Origin of the sequence: Sphingobacterium sp. UBA7625 (assembly GCF_002484085.1) — a bacterium.
GTDB lineage: Bacteria > Bacteroidota > Bacteroidia > Sphingobacteriales > Sphingobacteriaceae > Sphingobacterium > Sphingobacterium athyrii.
Genome location: NZ_DLJD01000025.1, coordinates 175,163 through 192,192 on the forward strand (window position 1 = coordinate 175,163; position 17,030 = coordinate 192,192).

The 17,030-nt window shown below is 39.7% G+C and carries 15 protein-coding genes; 4 read left to right on the forward strand and 11 right to left on the reverse strand.

Features of this window, described 5'->3' with window-relative positions; all coding sequences use genetic code 11:
* The first annotated feature begins 97 nt into the window (after positions 1–97).
* Both B4G94_RS10520 and B4G94_RS10525 read left to right on the forward strand, forming a co-directional pair.
* Positions 98–961 (forward strand): N-acetylglucosamine kinase, encoded by an 864-nt coding sequence (locus B4G94_RS10520; RefSeq protein ID WP_104380805.1) that lies wholly within the window; start codon positions 98–100, stop codon positions 959–961.
* Between the two features lie 204 nt (positions 962–1,165).
* Positions 1,166–1,987 (forward strand): UDP-2,3-diacylglucosamine diphosphatase, encoded by an 822-nt coding sequence (locus tag B4G94_RS10525; RefSeq protein ID WP_120260579.1) that lies wholly within the window; start codon positions 1,166–1,168, stop codon positions 1,985–1,987.
* Positions 1,988–2,065: 78 nt separating this feature from the next.
* Here B4G94_RS10525 and B4G94_RS10530 read toward each other — a convergent pair whose 3' ends face one another.
* Positions 2,066–2,749, reverse strand: coding sequence for a metal-dependent hydrolase (locus tag B4G94_RS10530; RefSeq protein WP_165308325.1), 684 nt, complete (start codon positions 2,747–2,749; stop codon positions 2,066–2,068).
* A gap of 10 nt (positions 2,750–2,759) precedes the next feature.
* Positions 2,760–3,065, reverse strand: a complete 306-nt coding sequence (locus B4G94_RS10535) for a YbaB/EbfC family nucleoid-associated protein (protein WP_104380803.1) — start codon at positions 3,063–3,065, stop codon at positions 2,760–2,762.
* Positions 3,066–3,164: 99 nt separating this feature from the next.
* On the opposite strand from B4G94_RS10535, the gene B4G94_RS10540 reads away from it, so the two are divergent.
* Complete coding sequence (locus B4G94_RS10540; RefSeq protein WP_286858755.1) at positions 3,165–3,791, forward strand: hypothetical protein; 627 nt, start codon at positions 3,165–3,167, stop codon at positions 3,789–3,791.
* A gap of 82 nt (positions 3,792–3,873) precedes the next feature.
* Here B4G94_RS10540 and B4G94_RS10545 read toward each other — a convergent pair whose 3' ends face one another.
* Positions 3,874–4,869 carry a hypothetical protein gene (locus tag B4G94_RS10545; protein WP_286858756.1) on the reverse strand — a complete coding sequence of 332 codons (996 nt, stop codon included), beginning with the start codon at positions 4,867–4,869 and terminating at the stop codon, positions 3,874–3,876.
* 234 nt (positions 4,870–5,103) lie between these two features.
* Here B4G94_RS10545 and B4G94_RS10550 point away from each other — a divergent pair, with 234 nt between their 5' ends.
* Positions 5,104–5,709, forward strand: coding sequence for a thymidine kinase (locus B4G94_RS10550; RefSeq protein ID WP_286858758.1), 606 nt, complete (start codon positions 5,104–5,106; stop codon positions 5,707–5,709).
* 344 nt (positions 5,710–6,053) lie between these two features.
* On the opposite strand, the gene B4G94_RS10555 is transcribed toward B4G94_RS10550, so the two are convergent.
* The 8 genes from B4G94_RS10555 to ccoN form a co-directional block, all read right to left on the reverse strand.
* On the reverse strand, positions 6,054–8,777 hold the full coding sequence (locus B4G94_RS10555) for a carboxypeptidase regulatory-like domain-containing protein (protein ID WP_286858760.1): 2,724 nt from the start codon (positions 8,775–8,777) through the stop codon (positions 6,054–6,056).
* A gap of 119 nt (positions 8,778–8,896) precedes the next feature.
* Positions 8,897–10,360, reverse strand: a complete 1,464-nt coding sequence (cls, locus tag B4G94_RS10560; protein ID WP_165308333.1) for a cardiolipin synthase — start codon at positions 10,358–10,360, stop codon at positions 8,897–8,899.
* 57 nt (positions 10,361–10,417) lie between these two features.
* The gene (locus B4G94_RS10565) at positions 10,418–11,107 is read right to left on the reverse strand and encodes a sulfite exporter TauE/SafE family protein (protein ID WP_286858761.1); all 690 of its coding nucleotides are present in this window, start codon (positions 11,105–11,107) and stop codon (positions 10,418–10,420) included.
* Positions 11,108–11,116: 9 nt separating this feature from the next.
* A complete protein-coding gene (locus B4G94_RS10570; RefSeq protein WP_286858763.1) occupies positions 11,117–11,539 on the reverse strand; it encodes a FixH family protein in 423 nt (140 codons plus the stop codon).
* Between the two features lie 11 nt (positions 11,540–11,550).
* Entirely contained in the window at positions 11,551–12,939 is a 1,389-nt protein-coding gene (ccoG, locus tag B4G94_RS10575) for a cytochrome c oxidase accessory protein CcoG (protein WP_286858764.1), read from the reverse strand.
* Between the two features lie 15 nt (positions 12,940–12,954).
* Positions 12,955–13,848, reverse strand: a complete 894-nt coding sequence (locus tag B4G94_RS10580) for a cbb3-type cytochrome c oxidase N-terminal domain-containing protein (protein ID WP_286858766.1) — start codon at positions 13,846–13,848, stop codon at positions 12,955–12,957.
* A gap of 3 nt (positions 13,849–13,851) precedes the next feature.
* The gene (locus B4G94_RS10585; protein ID WP_108632970.1) at positions 13,852–14,046 is read right to left on the reverse strand and encodes a hypothetical protein; all 195 of its coding nucleotides are present in this window, start codon (positions 14,044–14,046) and stop codon (positions 13,852–13,854) included.
* Positions 14,047–14,050: 4 nt separating this feature from the next.
* Positions 14,051–16,189: a cytochrome-c oxidase, cbb3-type subunit I gene (gene ccoN / locus B4G94_RS10590; RefSeq protein WP_286858768.1), complete on the reverse strand. Its 2,139-nt coding sequence runs from the start codon at positions 16,187–16,189 to the stop codon at positions 14,051–14,053.
* Between the last annotated feature and the right edge of the window lie 841 nt (positions 16,190–17,030).

Genomic DNA, 17,030 nt, shown 5'->3' on the forward strand with positions numbered 1-17,030 from the left:
TTATGATATTTAAAATTAAAAAATGTATTTTCGGGGAATTGATTAATGAATTGATTACTCATTTTATAACGATAAACACAATTAAAACTACTCAATAATGATAATCATTGCTGACGGGGGATCAACAAAAACAAACTGGTGTTTGTTAGATGATTCAAATAAAAAGATCTACTTCAATACCGAGGGTTATAACCCTTATTTTGTTGACAGTGAATACATTGTAAACTCCCTAAAAAAAGGATTACCGCAGGATTTACCTTTTGAAAAAATCGCGGAAGTAAATTATTATGGTGCTGGTGTCCATAATAAAGAAAAAGCTCAAATTGTAGTTGATGCTTTAAAACAAGTATTTACTACAGCGAAAGTGGAAGTAGGACACGATCTACTTGCTGCTGCAAGAGCATTATTAGGATCTCAAGCCGGATTTGCTGCAATTTTGGGTACAGGAACAAATTCTTGTCTCTATGATGGTAAAGAAATTACATTAAATATTGACTCCGGAGCTTACATTTTAGGTGATGAGGGATCGGGTAGTTATATTGGTAAAAAATTACTTGCAGACTATGTTCGTAATTTAATGCCCAAAGATGTCAAAGAAGTTTTTTGGAACACGTACAAAATGACAAAAGACGAAATCATGGATGCGGTTTATACCAAACCAATGCCTAACCGTTTCTGTGCAAGTTTCAGCAAATTCGTCTATGACAACAATGTGAACATTGAGTATACACGTAATATCGTAGATGAAGCATTTGAAGCTTTCTTTAGAAATTTAGTCAGCAAATACCCTAATTATCAAAGCTATACCTTCAATTGCATTGGTTCAGTAGGTTACAATTTCAGAAACGTACTGGCTGAAAAAGCAGAACAATATGGTATGAAAGTAGGTAAAATCCTACGTTCTCCAATTGATGATCTTGTCCAGTTCCACATTGATAGAGCAGCTGCAGTTGCCAAATAAGAAGGTAAATAATCTTTAACATATTATAGGGTGTCTGATCTGGATCAGACACCTTTTTTATTGAATAAAAAAGCTAATATTAAATTCTAATAAACTTACTTATACTGCTTTACAGGATATTTTAATGATTTAATAACAGGAATTTCATCAGTACACAATAAATTTACCTTTTTTTTGTAAAAAGAATATTTATAGTTTATTCCGATGAAAAGAAGCCTTGATATACTTGTACTCTCAGACATACACTTAGGTACATACGGAAGTAGAGCCAAAGAACTTTTACTTTACCTAGAATCTGTCGCACCCAAGATATTGATCCTCAATGGCGATATTGTCGATATCTGGCAATTTAAGAAAAGCTACTTTCCGCAGGATCATTTAAAGGTTATCAAGAAGATCATTGACATGAGCTCAACGGGTACCGAAGTCCATTACATAACTGGCAATCACGACGAAATGCTCCGCAAATTTACGGATCTTAAACTTGGTAATATCAAACTGAGCAACAAACTCCTTCTTTCACTCAATAATCAAAAAGTATGGATCTTTCACGGGGATGTTTTCGATGCATCCATCCATCACTCAAAATGGCTGGCAAAACTTGGCGGCTGGGGTTATGATAAGCTGATACAGCTCAACAATGTCATTAACTATTGCCTGGATAAAATGGGAAAAGAGAAATATTCACTTTCAAAAAAGATAAAAAACTCTGTTAAAAAGGCCGTCAAATACATCTCGGACTTTGAGCATACAGCAACGGAACTGGCGATTGAAAAAAATTATGATTTCGTGATCTGCGGTCATATTCATCAACCCCAGATAAAGGAAGTTATCACCCGAAAAGGCACCTGCACCTATATGAATTCTGGTGATTGGATCGAAAATCTCAGTAGTTTAGAATACAAAAATGGTGAATGGAAGCTATTCTATTTTGAAGAGAATAAGGAACAGATCCTTAAAAACAAAATCATTGACACTCCCCTTTTCAGCTTAGAAGATCTCAAGAAAATCGTTATCTCATCCTAGGCGGAAAATGAGTGCCACATAGCTGCACAGAACTTATTTAAGCAAAAAAAGGCCGAACTAGTTCGGCCTTTTTATGTTTTACAACGTTATTGTTTCTCCTATTTTTGGAAGAGAAAGTGAAATATCTTCGTTTTGAAATTTGTCCAAAGCCTTTTGTTTATCAATCTGAATTGGCGGAAATGAATCGTAATGAATCCCTACCACACGTGAACAGTTAATAAACTCCGCTGCTTTGATCGCGTCATCTACATCCATGGTATAATATCCACCGATTGGTAAAAATGCCCAATCTAATTTCAGATCTGCCAACAGTTTCATTTCCATGGTCAACGCTGTATCGCCGGCGAAATAGATCTTTTTCCCCTGTACATTAAAGACAAATCCAACCGGAAATCCACCATATTGGCCATCGGGCGTACTATTCGTATGTGCAGCATAAACCATCTTGACAGTGCCAAAAGGCAGCTGTATCGTTCCGCCAAGGTTGAACTCAATCACCTTTTCGTCTGGCACGCCCTGTCTTCTTACCCATGCCGCTGTTTCTACAATGGCCAATACTGTAGCATCGCTATTCTTTTGGATGGTGGCCATATCTGCGACATGATCCTGATGTCCGTGGCTTAAAAAGATGTAATCGGGCTTAATCGCATTTACATCAATTGCTTTCGCCAGTGGATTATACGTTACGAACGGATCCAATAATACCTTCGTTCCATCAAAATCAAACTCAACACAAGATTGACCGTAATAAGTTGCTTTCATGATCATATTGCTATTGATTAAATAAGCCGCCTAAACCGCCTAACATATCCTTACTCGCTGCCTGCATTTCAGCCTGACTGATATTCTCTGCTTGGACGATTGCCTTGTTTAAAGCGACAACCAATAATTCCTCCAATTCTTCTTTATCTGCATTAGACAAAAAAACAGGATCTATCGTAATCTCTTTAATCTCTTTATTGGCTGTTGCTACTACTCGGATCAAACCACCTTCAGCCTCACCGGATACCGAAATTGTATCTAGTCTTTTCTTGATTTCTTCTGCCTTTTGCTGTGCCTGAAATAATTTGTCAAACATATCTATCACATTTATTTGATGCCAATTTACAAAAATCCTCCAATACCTACTATTGCTAATTTACTTTCGCTAATGCTCGCCTTTTTGTATTTTTGCAGCATGCAAAGCAATCAGGAAAAATTAGTTGCCCATTTTTTGGAACAGCTGAATCTAAATAATAGCACTTTCTCACCGGAAACATACGCTAAGTTAGCAGCAAAGCAATCGGCAATCGTGAGCATCGAAGACGTCATTGCTTATATCAATACGCTTGGCGAAGAATTAAACAGCGAAGAAAACATCAATGAGCTTATTGAAAAAATAGAAGATGAAACCAGCATCTTGATTCACAAGCTCAAATTTATAACGGCCAGTGACAGACCCAAAGTATTGGTTTTAGATCAAATTGAACCACTGGAAATCAATGAATCGGCCTATCTTCAGGAGTCTATCAAAATAACAGGCGGAATTCCTACGACAACTCCGCATGAGGCAGATAAAATTATCCTTATCGACAGCGACGAAACTGTATTTACCCGTATTCCGCTATTATTAAATGATCCCTCAATTGCACAATCAAAGGCTATTGAACTCGATCAGCTTTTTATCATGACAAAACCCGGTTTTGCCCAGACCCCGGGATACGAATACCTTACGGAGCTGGAATCGTTAGCGGAGATCTTTCAGCCAAAATATTTCGTTTATGGCCACGAAGGCAAAGACTGGTTACAATTTCAATTGAAATAGTAGCGAACAATTTAATATCTCTTTCACAAAAAAAGCATCTTTAAATTGATTAAAGATGCTTTTTTTGTGATGAAATTACGCACTAGCTATACCTTCTTCGCAATACCTCGTATAACTTTTCAACAGTATGGGGTTTATCTGCCCACCTGTTTTTGATCGCATAATTGGTTTGCAAAAATGCATCAGCTTCTGCATAGCTGCTAAATCTGTTTAATAACTCTACCGCTTCGCTATAAGCCAAACTATAGCCATTAAATAAGTCTTTAATAAATAAAAGCTTATCGTTCAAACTTATTCCGGTTTTGATGTCTGTCAGTTTATCTGAACTTCCGGATTGATTGACTTGATATACCCGGTTCTGTACTCCAGCCTGCTTTTGCTGTGAGATAATCTCATTTAAGGTGAGCGGTCTGGAAGGAGCCTCCTCCGTTACCGTATTGACTTCTTCCTGAATAAGGTTCTCTTGAACTTCTTTGATGATCACCTGTTTTGGTTCTTCTATAACCTCGGTCACCACCACTGGTTCCTCATCAATGAGATCTATCTTGGGTTCATTTATGGTATACTGATTTTCCTCAACAGGTTCTACAGCAGCTTCAGGTGTTGTAGGTGGAGCCTGATCAACGGCTGTTGAATTAGCCTCATCAGCGATCTTCGGCGTATACGAGACTGCTGGCAGGTCCACTGTTTCTTCTACTTCCGCTTGTGCTTCAACAGCAGCTTCATTTGAGTTTTTAGGTGTGCCGCTATCCACAATATGCTGTGCGGTGTTTTCAGTTTCAACAATGGGCGGGTTAGCTATCCGTATCGAAGAAGGTGGTGTAAAATAATCATTGAACGCTATTTTTTTGCTCTCCAACGCCGATTCTTTTAAGGTATTTTGAACTTGCCCGCCTTTTAATACAGTGTCTGTCTTAAGTAAAGTGACATAAGCTGCCACAGATTGCGCTTTCGCTTCCAAACTCACCCAATCACTCAATTCAGCAGTACCGTCTTTTTCCGACAAATCCAAATACTGTGCATTCAAATCCTGTAATAAATCTCCTATCTTATTAAAAATTTCTTCTTTAGTACCCATAATTCTATTTGAAATCGCCTGTTAATCGTTTATAATTCCTTTACATTCCTTACCTTAAAAAGTGGAAAACTCAATCCTTTGATTTATAAATATTTGAATTTGCAGTCACTTTTTTGCTACTCAAATTTAATATTTAATTCTGATATTAGCATTGTCAAAAACAGAATATAATAGGAGGTGTATGGACAAATAATACCTTATTTGCTGGCCATCCGAAAAAAATAATTTAATCAAATGCTTTTTTCCGAACATAATCTGACATTGAGACCAGCTCAATATGGAAGTATTGAGGTTATCTGTGGATCAATGTTCTCTGGCAAAACCGAAGAATTGATACGCAGGCTAAAACGCGCACAATATGCACGCCTAAACGTTGAAATTTTCAAGCCTGCAGTCGATAAACGATATGATGAAAAATTGGTCGTTTCCCACGACAGCAATAGTATTCCCTCTACTCCGGTTGAAAATTCTTCAGCAATCCTGCTATTGAGTTCGGCTACCCAAGTTGTTGGCATAGATGAAGCACAATTTTTTGATGACGGATTGACAGAAGTATGTGTCAAATTGGCAAACAGTGGAATTCGTGTGATTATTGCCGGATTGGATATGGATTATAAAGGTCAACCCTTCGGTCCAATACCTAGTTTGATGGCGGTAGCTGAACATGTCACCAAAGTTCACGCAGTATGCATGCAATGCGGCGCTCCAGCGAATTATTCTTATCGGCTCACAGATGACACACAAACCGTGCTACTCGGTGAAAAGGAAGCCTATGAACCACGCTGTAGGCAATGTTATTACCATTTGGATCAACAGGGTCACTCGCGTAATCAACGTTAGGAATACGACCTCCACTAGTCATTTCATTCTTCTACTGGGCATCTGTCGTTCCTTCCGATCAAAAACAACTACTTGCCGATTGCATTTACCGGATCTATTTATAACATTTCTGTTAGAAATAACTGCCAGATAGCCCCAGAATCAATTTGGCATAGGATTTGAAATACACTTTACAAATAAGAAGATAAACGCTTTCAAAAGCGACAAAATACTTTTCATAATTTAGGTTTATAATTGGTTAGTTTGCACCTCCTTGCCCATCAAGGAGGTGTTTTTTTATGCTAAAAAACGCTGCCCTTTTCCAAGAACAGCGTTTCTATTGTATTACGTTAAGCTCAATCTCATTAGGGCTGTACGCGATAGTTGATCACTTTTCGACCGATATTACCCGTCTGATCCATCCCTTCGACAATCACTTTATAATTGCCGTTTCCATCCGCATTGTAGAATTGAACGGCGGCCTCACCAGTCTCGGTGACCGTTACTTTTGGATTCCAATAAATGGTGGTCCGTAGGTCGTTTGCCGATTTTCGCTCTGGTGTATCATATTTAGGTGTGTAGAACTTACGTTCTTTAACATAGCCTAGTGGGAACATATCTATAACATTCGATTTTGGCAGGAGTTTCTCAATTTCACTCAAAGCCATCCGAGGTTTCTTGGCCTCCACTTTCTTAGTATAAATAGAGACAACACCATTGTTTTGATACATTCTTGATACCGTACCCAATTCGTCACGCAAAAAGATTTCTATTCCCTCGATATCCGCTACATTGATGCTGTTCAATCCGGGCTCGTCTATGGCCATACCATTTAGGAAAAACTGAACGGGTGTACGTCCACCCGCATTGTAATCACGCGAAACATAATATTTCAATGTTTGGGGGTCGTAGGTGATTCCCGTTAAAACAGTCTGCAGACACATAGTCAACACATTACACCCTGTTAAGCGTTCTGGCTCGATACGATGTTCAGGCATAGACAAACCCGAAATCGATGGAAAATCCTTATTGGTGATGACCTTTTTCTGAACTCCCGTCACCTCTACTTCATCCAACAGAATGGATTTTCGGTACTCTTTTCGGCTATTATCCAGATAAGGCGCAATTGCTTGGTCTATATTGGGAACAAAGTAGCTTTTATAGCCATTATTCTTATCTATTTCTGGATAATAACTCTGATCCATATTGATCACCAAGCTCCGGTAATTATCATTTGACCTCGCATTTACAGTCACTTTAGATGAATCAGGAAAAACAAGGTCTTTGAATGTAAAGCGGCCATTTTGATCGGTGTATACATCCTTTTTGATATTCCGTGAAGGTACGGACAACAACAGACCTCCATTCGGATATGGACGACCGGTATTCATACGCAGAATCCCCGATAACTCGATCCCTTGTTCAGGAAGAAAACTAACCGGAGGTAACTTTTCAGCGATTAATGCAGGATAATCAAAACGGCGATAGCCCTGTGTCATTAATAAGGCATCCAAGGCCTTTTCGCGGTTTGGATTTTTTTCATCAAAATAAGCATTCGGGTTTTCGACATTTCCTTTCAGATCCGAAGTCAGCAGGAAATTGCTCACGATGGAGAGGTCAGCTTGGTCATTATAAGGGACCTTAGACTCATCAATTACTGAAACGGAATAACTGCCTGGATATTTCTGTCCATTATTATCAACGGAAAGCTTTAAATTGACCAGATCTTTCGCTTTATAACTTTGTTTGTCACTGGCGATCTGAATGTTGAGTAATTTCTCACTCTGTACAAATGCCAGGCGTTCGCTTACAGGTTTGCCGTCAGGAGTCATTAAAGTGACCTGAACGATACCGTTAGGTAATCTTTCTTTTGGAATATTGACCAGCGCAGATGAAGATTTTAGATTAACCTGAGCGCCAAAACAGAGATGACCATTCGACTGAACCAATACATAGTAAGATTGAGCAGGGTTTTTCGAAAAATTATCCTCGCTAGTCACAACAGCAAATTCGGCATTTATTTCATCCTGTTTGACAAATACAACATTTGCCTTATCATTAGCAACAGCCGGAAGCTTATATTTACGTTCCTGTCCATTGTCAAATTTGATGACTGCCTGGTAGTTTTCTCCAGCTAAAGGCAACAAGGAGAAATACCCCATTCCCGATCCAAAATCTTCAAATTCTGCAACAGATTTTCCTTTTGAATCGAGAATTGAACCTTTTACTTTCAGACTCTTGCCATCAGATCCCACAGCTTTAAAAGCCACCTTTTTAGCAAGTCCGGCGATTAAGTCTCCACCCTCAGGAAAAAATTGCACATCCGCATCCCAGAGGGCATTTTTCAGAAGAAAAGAACTGGACAGCGGTTTTTCATTTTTATTTTCCTGGATACTCACCTTTAATTGTCCTTTCTCCAGATTAGCCTTTTCTTTTGCCGATAAATTGATCGTCACCTTCCCCATGGCATCCGTTTCACCTTTGCCTTTATCGACAGTTTCCCATCCAGACACAAATTCCCAGTTGATCTTTGAATTAATCATAGGCTTGCCTGTTCGATCCCTGAACTGTATGACAGCCTGACTTTTATTTCCACTGAGATTATTCTGAAATTCAATATTTGTGGTCAATTTCTTATTGATCACATCACCTATTGGAACAATTTTATTGAAGAAGTAAGAAGCGTCAAAATTTGACATCCATTTGGTATAAGCTCTGAAGCGATAGTTATCCTGCACCATGAACTGTGGATCGAGCACCATCTGGCCATTTCCAACACCTTTATCCAACGGAACCCTAAAGGTCTGAATAAGTGAATCGCGGCTATTCAAAACTTCTACATAGGCGATTTTGCTCGGCTCATATTCTGGAAGATTCCGGGATAAATAAGTAGAAAACCATAGCGTGTCCCCCACGGCATAATAAGGTTTATCAAAGTGCAGATGTACTTTTTCTGTTGGGTAACCTTGAAAATATTTTTGAACTCGTTCTACGATCGTATTAATAGGTAATGTAGGTGCAGTCTGTGCGTATGTTGACCCGACTCCTAAAATCCCTATCGATAAAGTCAATAGTTTTATGTGCTTCATTGAAAGTCTTAGAATTAAAAAAAAGAATAGCTAAATATATTCAATTTTACCCAAAGGCCAGTCCTATTATGGCATTTTTAACATTTATTATAACATTATACCTGCATTCAAGCAAACTGCTAAAGTAAAGGCGCCAATAAACGGCAGATGGAATCGACCCCCCGTTTCCAGCGGCTTCTTTGCATCCATTTACGAATTGTAATTAAATCCGAAGCTTCAATATCCACAAGAAATTGATTGTTCAGACGTTCACAAAGCGCTTTGTCAGAAACAATCCCAGATATCTCAAAATTGATATAAAAACTTCTGATATCCAGGTTGGTCGTGCCAATATAGGCTAGTTTACCATCGATACAGATCGTTTTGGCATGTAGAAATCCTTTGGTATAAAGATATACATTTACTCCCCTTTCGAGCAGCGGCTTGATAAAGGAAAAGGAAGCATGCTGTACAAAAAAGGAATCAGATTTTGCCGGCAACATCAGATCAACGCGAACCCCTGAAGAAACCGCCAGCATCAATGCTGTCGTCAGTTGATCACTCGGAATAAAATAAGGCGTACACAATTGTACATATTCCTTTGCTTCATTGATTCCGGCAATAATTGCCTCCATATTGAATGGAGCCGGAGAACCGGGATCGCTCGCTGTAAAGCCAACACCACTCGCGTCCTCATCAGCGATCGGAAATCTATTTAAATAGCCTTTACCTAATTCAAATGATTCTGCATCCGTTTGATTCCAGCTATTCCAAAACTGAATTTGCAAGGTATTTACGGCCGCTCCAATGATCATCATTGCTGTATCGCGCCAATAAATATCATTTTTTCCATTATTGATATAACGATCTGAAATATTGATTCCCCCAACAAAACCTACCTTTCCATCGATGACCGCAATCTTTCGGTGATTTCGATAATTGCTATTGGCCAAGGAAGAAAAAGTGACGGGAAGAAAGGGCTCAAAAAGAAAATCAGGCTTATGTCTATGTAAATATTTAATTACATCAGGAGCACCAAAACTGTCCAGGATCAAACGTACTGTCACTCCTGCTTTTGCTTTCTCTTCTAATATTTGTAATATTTCGCGTCCAACCTCATCCATTTCCCAAATATAGTATTCCATATGAATGGAATGTTTCGCGTCTTTCAGTTGCTGAATCAATACCGGAAATTTTTCCTCACCATTAATAAACAATGTCACATCGTTATTTAGGGAGAATGTGGATATTTTCTGGTTTTTGAGGTACCGATAGACCATAGCCAAACTCCCTATGCGTTCGTTCAGGGTATCAATATGTTCCTCCATAATTTCCGATTCCTTGCGCCAGGCATCTAGTAATTTTTTTGATTGCTCGCGGTACATCCGCTTCATTCTTTTAACTTTCTTAAATTTTTGGCCAAAGAAATAATAACTGAGCAGACCGATTACAGGCAGAAAAACAATCACCATTATCCAAGCGATCGTTTTGGCAGGATTACGGTTTTCAATCAAGATGGTGCCGATGACACCAATATATAAGACAAGTAAGGGAATCCAGTAATATTGTAAAGCAATTTGTAAAATATAATGAAGTACCTCCATATGATGCGCTAAGTTTAATATCAAATATAATACTTAGCCCCGACAAATTGTATGCCCTTAAGCACAGTTTATTGCACCGTCAATATGGATAAGAGGGCTTAAATAAGGGATATTTAAGTTCGCTCCTCTAAGTATAAACCAGATCCCCAATAGGAAATATAAAAAAGGTACCCATTTTGAAAAGCTAATTTTGAAAGATCTGGAGAAGTTCCCCAATAAGGAAAACAAAAACAACAGTGGAATAGTCCCCAATCCAAAACACAACATAAACAGGAAACTCTGTTGTGGGCTGTCGGCATTCATTGCGGACATTAACGCCATATATACCATACCACAAGGTAATAATCCGTTCAATATGCCCGCAATAAAACTCCCCCCCGGTCTATACAACCATTTCGACAGAAGTCTGACAAAGGGCTGCACGGAACGAGTCTGCAAGCGGGCTATGATAAGGTTGTTTTTCCCTACGAGCTGAAACACAGCGATCAGTACCAATATTAACCCTGTGCCCCAGCTCAATGCACGTTGCCAGCCCTGAATTTGTGCAAATGTACCAATGGTCCCCAAAAGAAATCCCAGACTACCATAGGTCAAAACCCGGCCTAATTGATACATTACCTTGTTCAGAAAAATAGACCAACTCAGCCCATGCCTGCCCTCAATGGCAAAAATTAAGGGACCGCACATGACAGCACAATGTATGCTTCCAAATAAACCCATAAAGAATGCAAAGTAGGTATAGCTCATGCTCCCGGTTTAAAATAAAATATGCTCCTCAAATAAAAAATCCTTGCCTTCACTTTTCCAGTCAACATACAAATTCCACATTCCTTTGTCGAATGTGGAAATAGGCAATGCCAGCACACTGCCCGTTGTCTGGAATGGCAGCTCCCTATCCAGCTTACTATCCGATGGTTTACGAAATAATAGTTTCCCTTTGTTCACTTTCGAGACAAAATGTATATAAAGTGTATCTTTTCTGAGCTCAACCGTCGGCGTCTCTTTCATGCTCAGCACATTCTGTTTTTTTTCATAAGCCTGATCATAATTCAAGCCTTGTTCATAATAATCGTCTTCTTCTAAGCTGTCCGTATCTTGAGTGACCATGTAAAATCCAGCCGCAACGATGCACAACATAAATACCGCTAAGATCAAAAAAATTTTTGTACCCCAATTCATTGTTCTATTTGTTAATTCATCCCGGGAGGAGCAATAAAAGTTGTTTTTAAGCTTTCAACTTTTTTATCTCCTGAATAGATAGATAATTTGATATTACTTTTATATGTTTCGACATCCTTGTTCGCGATAATCAGAAAAAAGCTTAAAGTTGCATGTCCATCTTTACCAAGCTTTTGGATAGGATTAACCAGTTGAATTTTGAGTCTCGGATCCTCGCATACTAATCGAAAAGGCATCTCTTTGCCAGATTTGTTAATTAACTCCAGGGCGTAAAGATTACTGATTGTCTTATCATCCCGAAGCTGATAGGTACTTCCTTTTGCCCGTAACAATCGACCATCAACCGGGGAGCGATTGAACAGCAAAAAACCAAATACCGATAGCAACAGCACCAAGACAATGGTGTATGCCACCGCCCGCATATTGCTTTTCTTCTTGAGCGTACCTTCAATCTCCCCCATGGGGTAAAAACCGATCAGCTTTTTGGGCTTTCCGATTTTTTCCATAACAGCATCACAGGCATCAATACATGCCGTGCAGCTTACACATTCCAATTGTAGGCCTTTACGGATATCAATTCCTGTAGGACAAACGTGCACACAGAGTTTGCAGTCCACGCAATCCCCATGCGAGGTAGAAGTGCCTTTCTGCTGCTTTCCTCTGGGTTCACCACGTCTATGATCGTAGGCCACTGTAATACTTTGATCATCCAGAAGGACACCTTGCAATCTTCCATAGGGACAAATTGCAATACAGACGATTTCTCTGATATAGGCAAATACCGCATAAAATACCAGCGTGAATACGATGATGGAGATTAAGCCGGCAATATGTTGATCCAATGGATCGGTGACTATTTTAATCAATGCATCCGAACCGATGATATAAGCCAAAAAGATGTTCGATATAAAAAACGAAATAATCAGAAATATGCCATGCTTCAACAGCTTCTTCATCTGTTTCTGATCGGTATTGGGACCTTCATCGCTCTTTTTTTGTTGCTGCCAATCCCCTTCGATCCAATATTCTATCCTCCTGAAGATCAGTTCGAGAAAAATTGTTTGTGGACATGTCCATCCACACCAGACACGTCCAAAGACCACTGTAAATAACACCACGCAGACCATGACGATCAGCATTCCAAAAACAAATATATAGAGATCCTGGGGGTAAAAAAGGTTTCCTAAAATCGAGAATTTCCGTTCAATAATATTGAACATTAAGAACGGCTCACCATTTATTTTGACGAAAGGAGCTACAAATAAGAACAGTAGTAGTGTATAACCAACCCACTGTCTCTTTTTATAAAGTGCTCCCTGCGGTTTTTTTGCATAGATCCACTGTCTCTTTTTTGACTTAGATCCACCATTATTGGCATTATTAACTACTACTGTACTCATTTCAATCTTGATTTACTATTCAGCTTTTTTTTCTGTCCCAGTGCCGTCATTTGCTTTGGTTGTACCCTCAGCATTTCCGTAGGTAGCTTCTTCTCCTTGTGGTTCTTTTGGATTGGCAGGGTGTGTATCCCTCAGCGTAACTATGTAACTTGCCACCTGTGCAATTTGCGCCGGACTTAAGGTCTGCTCCCAAGGCACCATTCCTTTATCCGGAACACCGTACTTAATAGTTTTGAAGAGATCTTTAATCTCACCGCCATGCAACCAAAATTTATCCGTCAAGTTGGGGCCAATACCGCCCTCCCCGTTTCCACCGTGACAGGCGACACAGTTTGCAGCAAATATTGCTTTTCCTTCAACCGCCATGTCTGGTTCAAATTCAACCGTATTTTCATCAACATTGCTGGCAGAAGCAGCTAAATACGCCTGTCTTTCCTTTTCCGCAACAACCATCTCATGCGCGTACTCCTGATCTTGATTCATACCGATCCCGGAAACCTGATAGATGAATAAGTAGACCACCCCAAAAAAGATTGTTCCATAAAACAAAAAATTAAACCAGATTGGAATGGGGTTATCCAGTTCCCGGATACCATCATATTCGTGATCGATGACTATGTCCTTTTCCTCAGAGATAGGTCTTATTCCCATGATCTTATTCCAAGATCGTTTCAACCATCCTCTATTGGCTAATTTCTTGAGCTCTTCCTCTTTAACCAATTCAGGCATCGTAATCTTAATAATGGATTTCATTGCGCGGTTAACCATGAGTGCCGAGGCCAGAAGGGCCAACATCACGACTATCAATACGATAATTAAGATATCGGTGTATAAATTATCTGTACCAAAACCCCAAGAAGACGGAATGGCTTCTACTGTAGCAGGTGCAGTATCTAATAATAAACTCATATACTATATACTTTCAGGTGAATGATTCGTTTCCTTTTCAGTTTCCTCCTCCAAAGGCAGCTCCTTCATATAGTTTACATAGTCCTTTTTCATGCGAAACAACATGATTGCGACCGAAATAAAGAAAATCAGGAATATCCAAAGTGATACAATAAGGTAAAGCTCACTTCCGTTCAAATTTGTGATTTGTTTAAACATAGTCTTATTGAATTACGTTAACATCCTCAGCCGCTTTCGGAGCTGCTTTTATATCCGTTCCGAGTCGTTGTAAATAAGCGATTACTGCTATAATTTCGCGATCGGCCAATACATTGACTTGATTCTGTTTCAGATCGTCAGCAATTTTTTGCGCCTGTTTATGCAGATCTTGTTCCGCATTCGCTATCGCCACATCCGTATAGGGGATTCCTAGTTTGCGGAGAGCTTCCATTTTATCTTTCAAAATAGAGTTATCCAACTGCTGGTCTATTAGCCAAGGATAAGAAGGCATAATACTTCCCGGAGAAGTTATGGTTGGATCCAAAAGATGATCAAAATGCCATTTATTTGGATATTTGGAACCAATGCGATGTAAATCCGGCCCGGTCCGTTTCGATCCCCATAAGAATGGTGTATCGTATACATATTCGCCAGCTTTGCTATATTCACCGTAACGGGCAGTCTCCGATCTAAACGGGCGGATTGTTTGTGTATGACAATTGACACAGCCCTCTCTGACATAAAGATCACGTCCCTGCAGTTCCAGTGCTGTATAAGGCTTCACACTTGCAATCGTCGGTACGTTTTTGGAAATGGTAAATGTAGGAACCATCTCAACCATACCACCAATCAGAATCGCGATAAGCGCCAGTACCATGAACAATATGGGTTTACGCTCAAGACGACGGTGCTGGGACTGTTCATTGACCTGAACCGGTAATAAAGCTGGTGCTTCAGCAGGCTCATTGGCCATGAGCTTACCTTGCTTCATGGTCTTAATCAGGTTGAACGTCATCAGGAAGACACCTGATAAATAAAGTGCCCCACCCAAAGCTCTCATCATATGCATTGGTAAAATTTCCAATGTTGTTGCTAAGAAGTTTGGATATTTCAATACGCCTTCTGGTGTAAACTCTTTCCACATTAGCCCTTGTACAACCGCTGCCCAATACATCGGAATAGCGTAAAATAGAATTCCAAGTGTACCGATCCAAAAGTGAGTTGAGGCTAATTTCTTAGAGTAAAGTTCTGTTTTATAAATACGTGGGATTAGCCAATAGAGGATACCGAATGTCATAAAACCATTCCAGCCCAATGCACCAACGTGTACATGCGCAACGATCCAATCGGTAAAGTGTGCAATCGCATTTACCTGCTTTAAAGACAGCATCGGTCCTTCAAACGTTGCCATACCGTAACAGGTCAGTGCGACGACCATAAATTTCAACATAGGTTCAGTCCGTACTTTATCCCAGGCACCACGTAGGGTCAACAGACCGTTTATCATACCGCCCCAACTTGGTGCAATCAGCATAATCGAAAATACTACGCCTAGGGATTGAACCCAGCTTGGTAATGCGGTATATAACAAATGGTGAGGTCCGGCCCAGATATAGATAAAGATCAATGACCAAAAGTGCAGAATACTTAATTTATAGGAATAAACCGGACGATTAGCCATTTTTGGCAAAAAGTAGTACATCATTCCCAAGTAAGGAGTAGTTAGGAAAAACGCTACGGCATTATGGCCATACCACCATTGCACAAGTGCATCTTGTACACCTTTATACACATAGTAGCTTTTCCATCCTGCCACCGGCAGTTGAATGGAGTTAACGATATGTAATACCGCTACCGTAACAAATGTGGCAATATAGAACCAAACTGCGACGTACATATGACGTTCACGCCTTTTGATAATTGTACCAAACATATTGATCCCAAACACCACCCAAATAAGGGTAATTGCGATATCAATTGGCCACTCCATTTCGGCATACTCGTGACTTGAAGTAAGTCCTAGTGGAAGAGTGATAGCCGAGGCGACAATAATTAACTGCCAACCCCAAAAATGGAGCTTGCTTAAAGCATCACTAAACATTCGCGCTTTAAGTACCCGTTGCAAGGAATAATAGACGCCCATAAAAATACCATTACCTACGAACGCGAATATCACGGCGTTGGTATGTACTGGGCGTACACGGCCAAACGTTGTGTATTGTAATCCGAAGTTCATTTGAGGCCAAACAAGCTGCGTTGCCACAAGCAATCCTATGGTCATACCAACTATCCCCCAAATAATGGTAGCGATTCCGAAATTTCTGACAATTCTATTGTCGTAATTAAATTGCTCTAACTGCATTACTTAAATTGTTGATTCTGAATCAAAAGTAAGCAGCATTTTATGACAATCTAATGATGTACAAGGCGTACAAAAGTGATGTACATCACTTTATATAAATTGCGATAATCTGTTTTCCGTCGTCTGTTTTGGTTGATTTCAAGATATTTAAATCAAAAATGTAAGAAATAAAATAGTTTACTGTACAGAGTCCAGGAATAAAAGTGATATCTGTCACTTTCGCCAATAGAATCGCTAGGTTATTATTACTATGGAAAACACATTGGAAACTCGATTTACCCTCATTTTTGGTCTAATTTCCTGTCGTATTTTGTTCTCTCCTCTCTATACCTCCTTCGGGATACCCCGCTATGCAAGATAGTTAAGATTCTTATACCATTATGATTCATTCCGGCGGCAAATAGGCATTTATAATAGACAGAATAGCCAAACTCGCTCGCATGGATTACGTGTTGCCCATTCGATTTCCCTTTGCTTGTTCTCTTCGGTTCCATCCAAAGAGAAATTAAACATGTGCTAAGTCAGTCCTATGATATATGACCGACCTCCGGCGACTCTAGCCATCGCAATGATGTATCGTTTTTCCTAAAACTTCGGATCGCCGTAAATAACCTACCAACATGTATTCTTAACAGTCAAATGTATTAAGATCGGTTGTGGGATCAGATCATAACCCAGTTCCTTCGAGGAATGCTATTCTGAATGGTTTTTTGGATCCTTGTTCCGTAGCTATTCCCCGGGGGTTCCCTGCCCGACACTTCTTCATGGAGAACATCGGCCGGAGGCATAGTATCGGCAAAGGGAGGTAAAAGATCCGGGGGACAAATAAAAGATCCTTTGG

Excerpts from the sequence above, each read along its gene's own strand:
- B4G94_RS10520 (WP_104380805.1), top strand. The coding sequence starts at position 98 with ATGATAATCATTGCTGACGGGGGATCAACAAAAACAAACTGGTGTTTG.
- B4G94_RS10525 (WP_120260579.1), top strand. The coding sequence starts at position 1,166 with ATGAAAAGAAGCCTTGATATACTTGTACTCTCAGACATACACTTAGGT.
- B4G94_RS10530 (WP_165308325.1), bottom strand. The coding sequence starts at position 2,749 with ATGAAAGCAACTTATTACGGTCAATCTTGTGTTGAGTTTGATTTTGAT.
- B4G94_RS10535 (WP_104380803.1), bottom strand. The coding sequence starts at position 3,065 with ATGTTTGACAAATTATTTCAGGCACAGCAAAAGGCAGAAGAAATCAAG.
- B4G94_RS10540 (WP_286858755.1), top strand. The coding sequence starts at position 3,165 with ATGCAAAGCAATCAGGAAAAATTAGTTGCCCATTTTTTGGAACAGCTG.
- B4G94_RS10545 (WP_286858756.1), bottom strand. The coding sequence starts at position 4,869 with ATGGGTACTAAAGAAGAAATTTTTAATAAGATAGGAGATTTATTACAG.
- B4G94_RS10550 (WP_286858758.1), top strand. The coding sequence starts at position 5,104 with ATGCTTTTTTCCGAACATAATCTGACATTGAGACCAGCTCAATATGGA.
- B4G94_RS10555 (WP_286858760.1), bottom strand. The coding sequence starts at position 8,777 with ATGAAGCACATAAAACTATTGACTTTATCGATAGGGATTTTAGGAGTC.
- cls (WP_165308333.1), bottom strand. The coding sequence starts at position 10,360 with ATGGAGGTACTTCATTATATTTTACAAATTGCTTTACAATATTACTGG.
- B4G94_RS10565 (WP_286858761.1), bottom strand. The coding sequence starts at position 11,107 with ATGAGCTATACCTACTTTGCATTCTTTATGGGTTTATTTGGAAGCATA.
- B4G94_RS10570 (WP_286858763.1), bottom strand. The coding sequence starts at position 11,539 with ATGAATTGGGGTACAAAAATTTTTTTGATCTTAGCGGTATTTATGTTG.
- ccoG (WP_286858764.1), bottom strand. The coding sequence starts at position 12,939 with ATGAGTACAGTAGTAGTTAATAATGCCAATAATGGTGGATCTAAGTCA.
- B4G94_RS10580 (WP_286858766.1), bottom strand. The coding sequence starts at position 13,848 with ATGAGTTTATTATTAGATACTGCACCTGCTACAGTAGAAGCCATTCCG.
- B4G94_RS10585 (WP_108632970.1), bottom strand. The coding sequence starts at position 14,046 with ATGTTTAAACAAATCACAAATTTGAACGGAAGTGAGCTTTACCTTATT.
- ccoN (WP_286858768.1), bottom strand. The coding sequence starts at position 16,189 with ATGCAGTTAGAGCAATTTAATTACGACAATAGAATTGTCAGAAATTTC.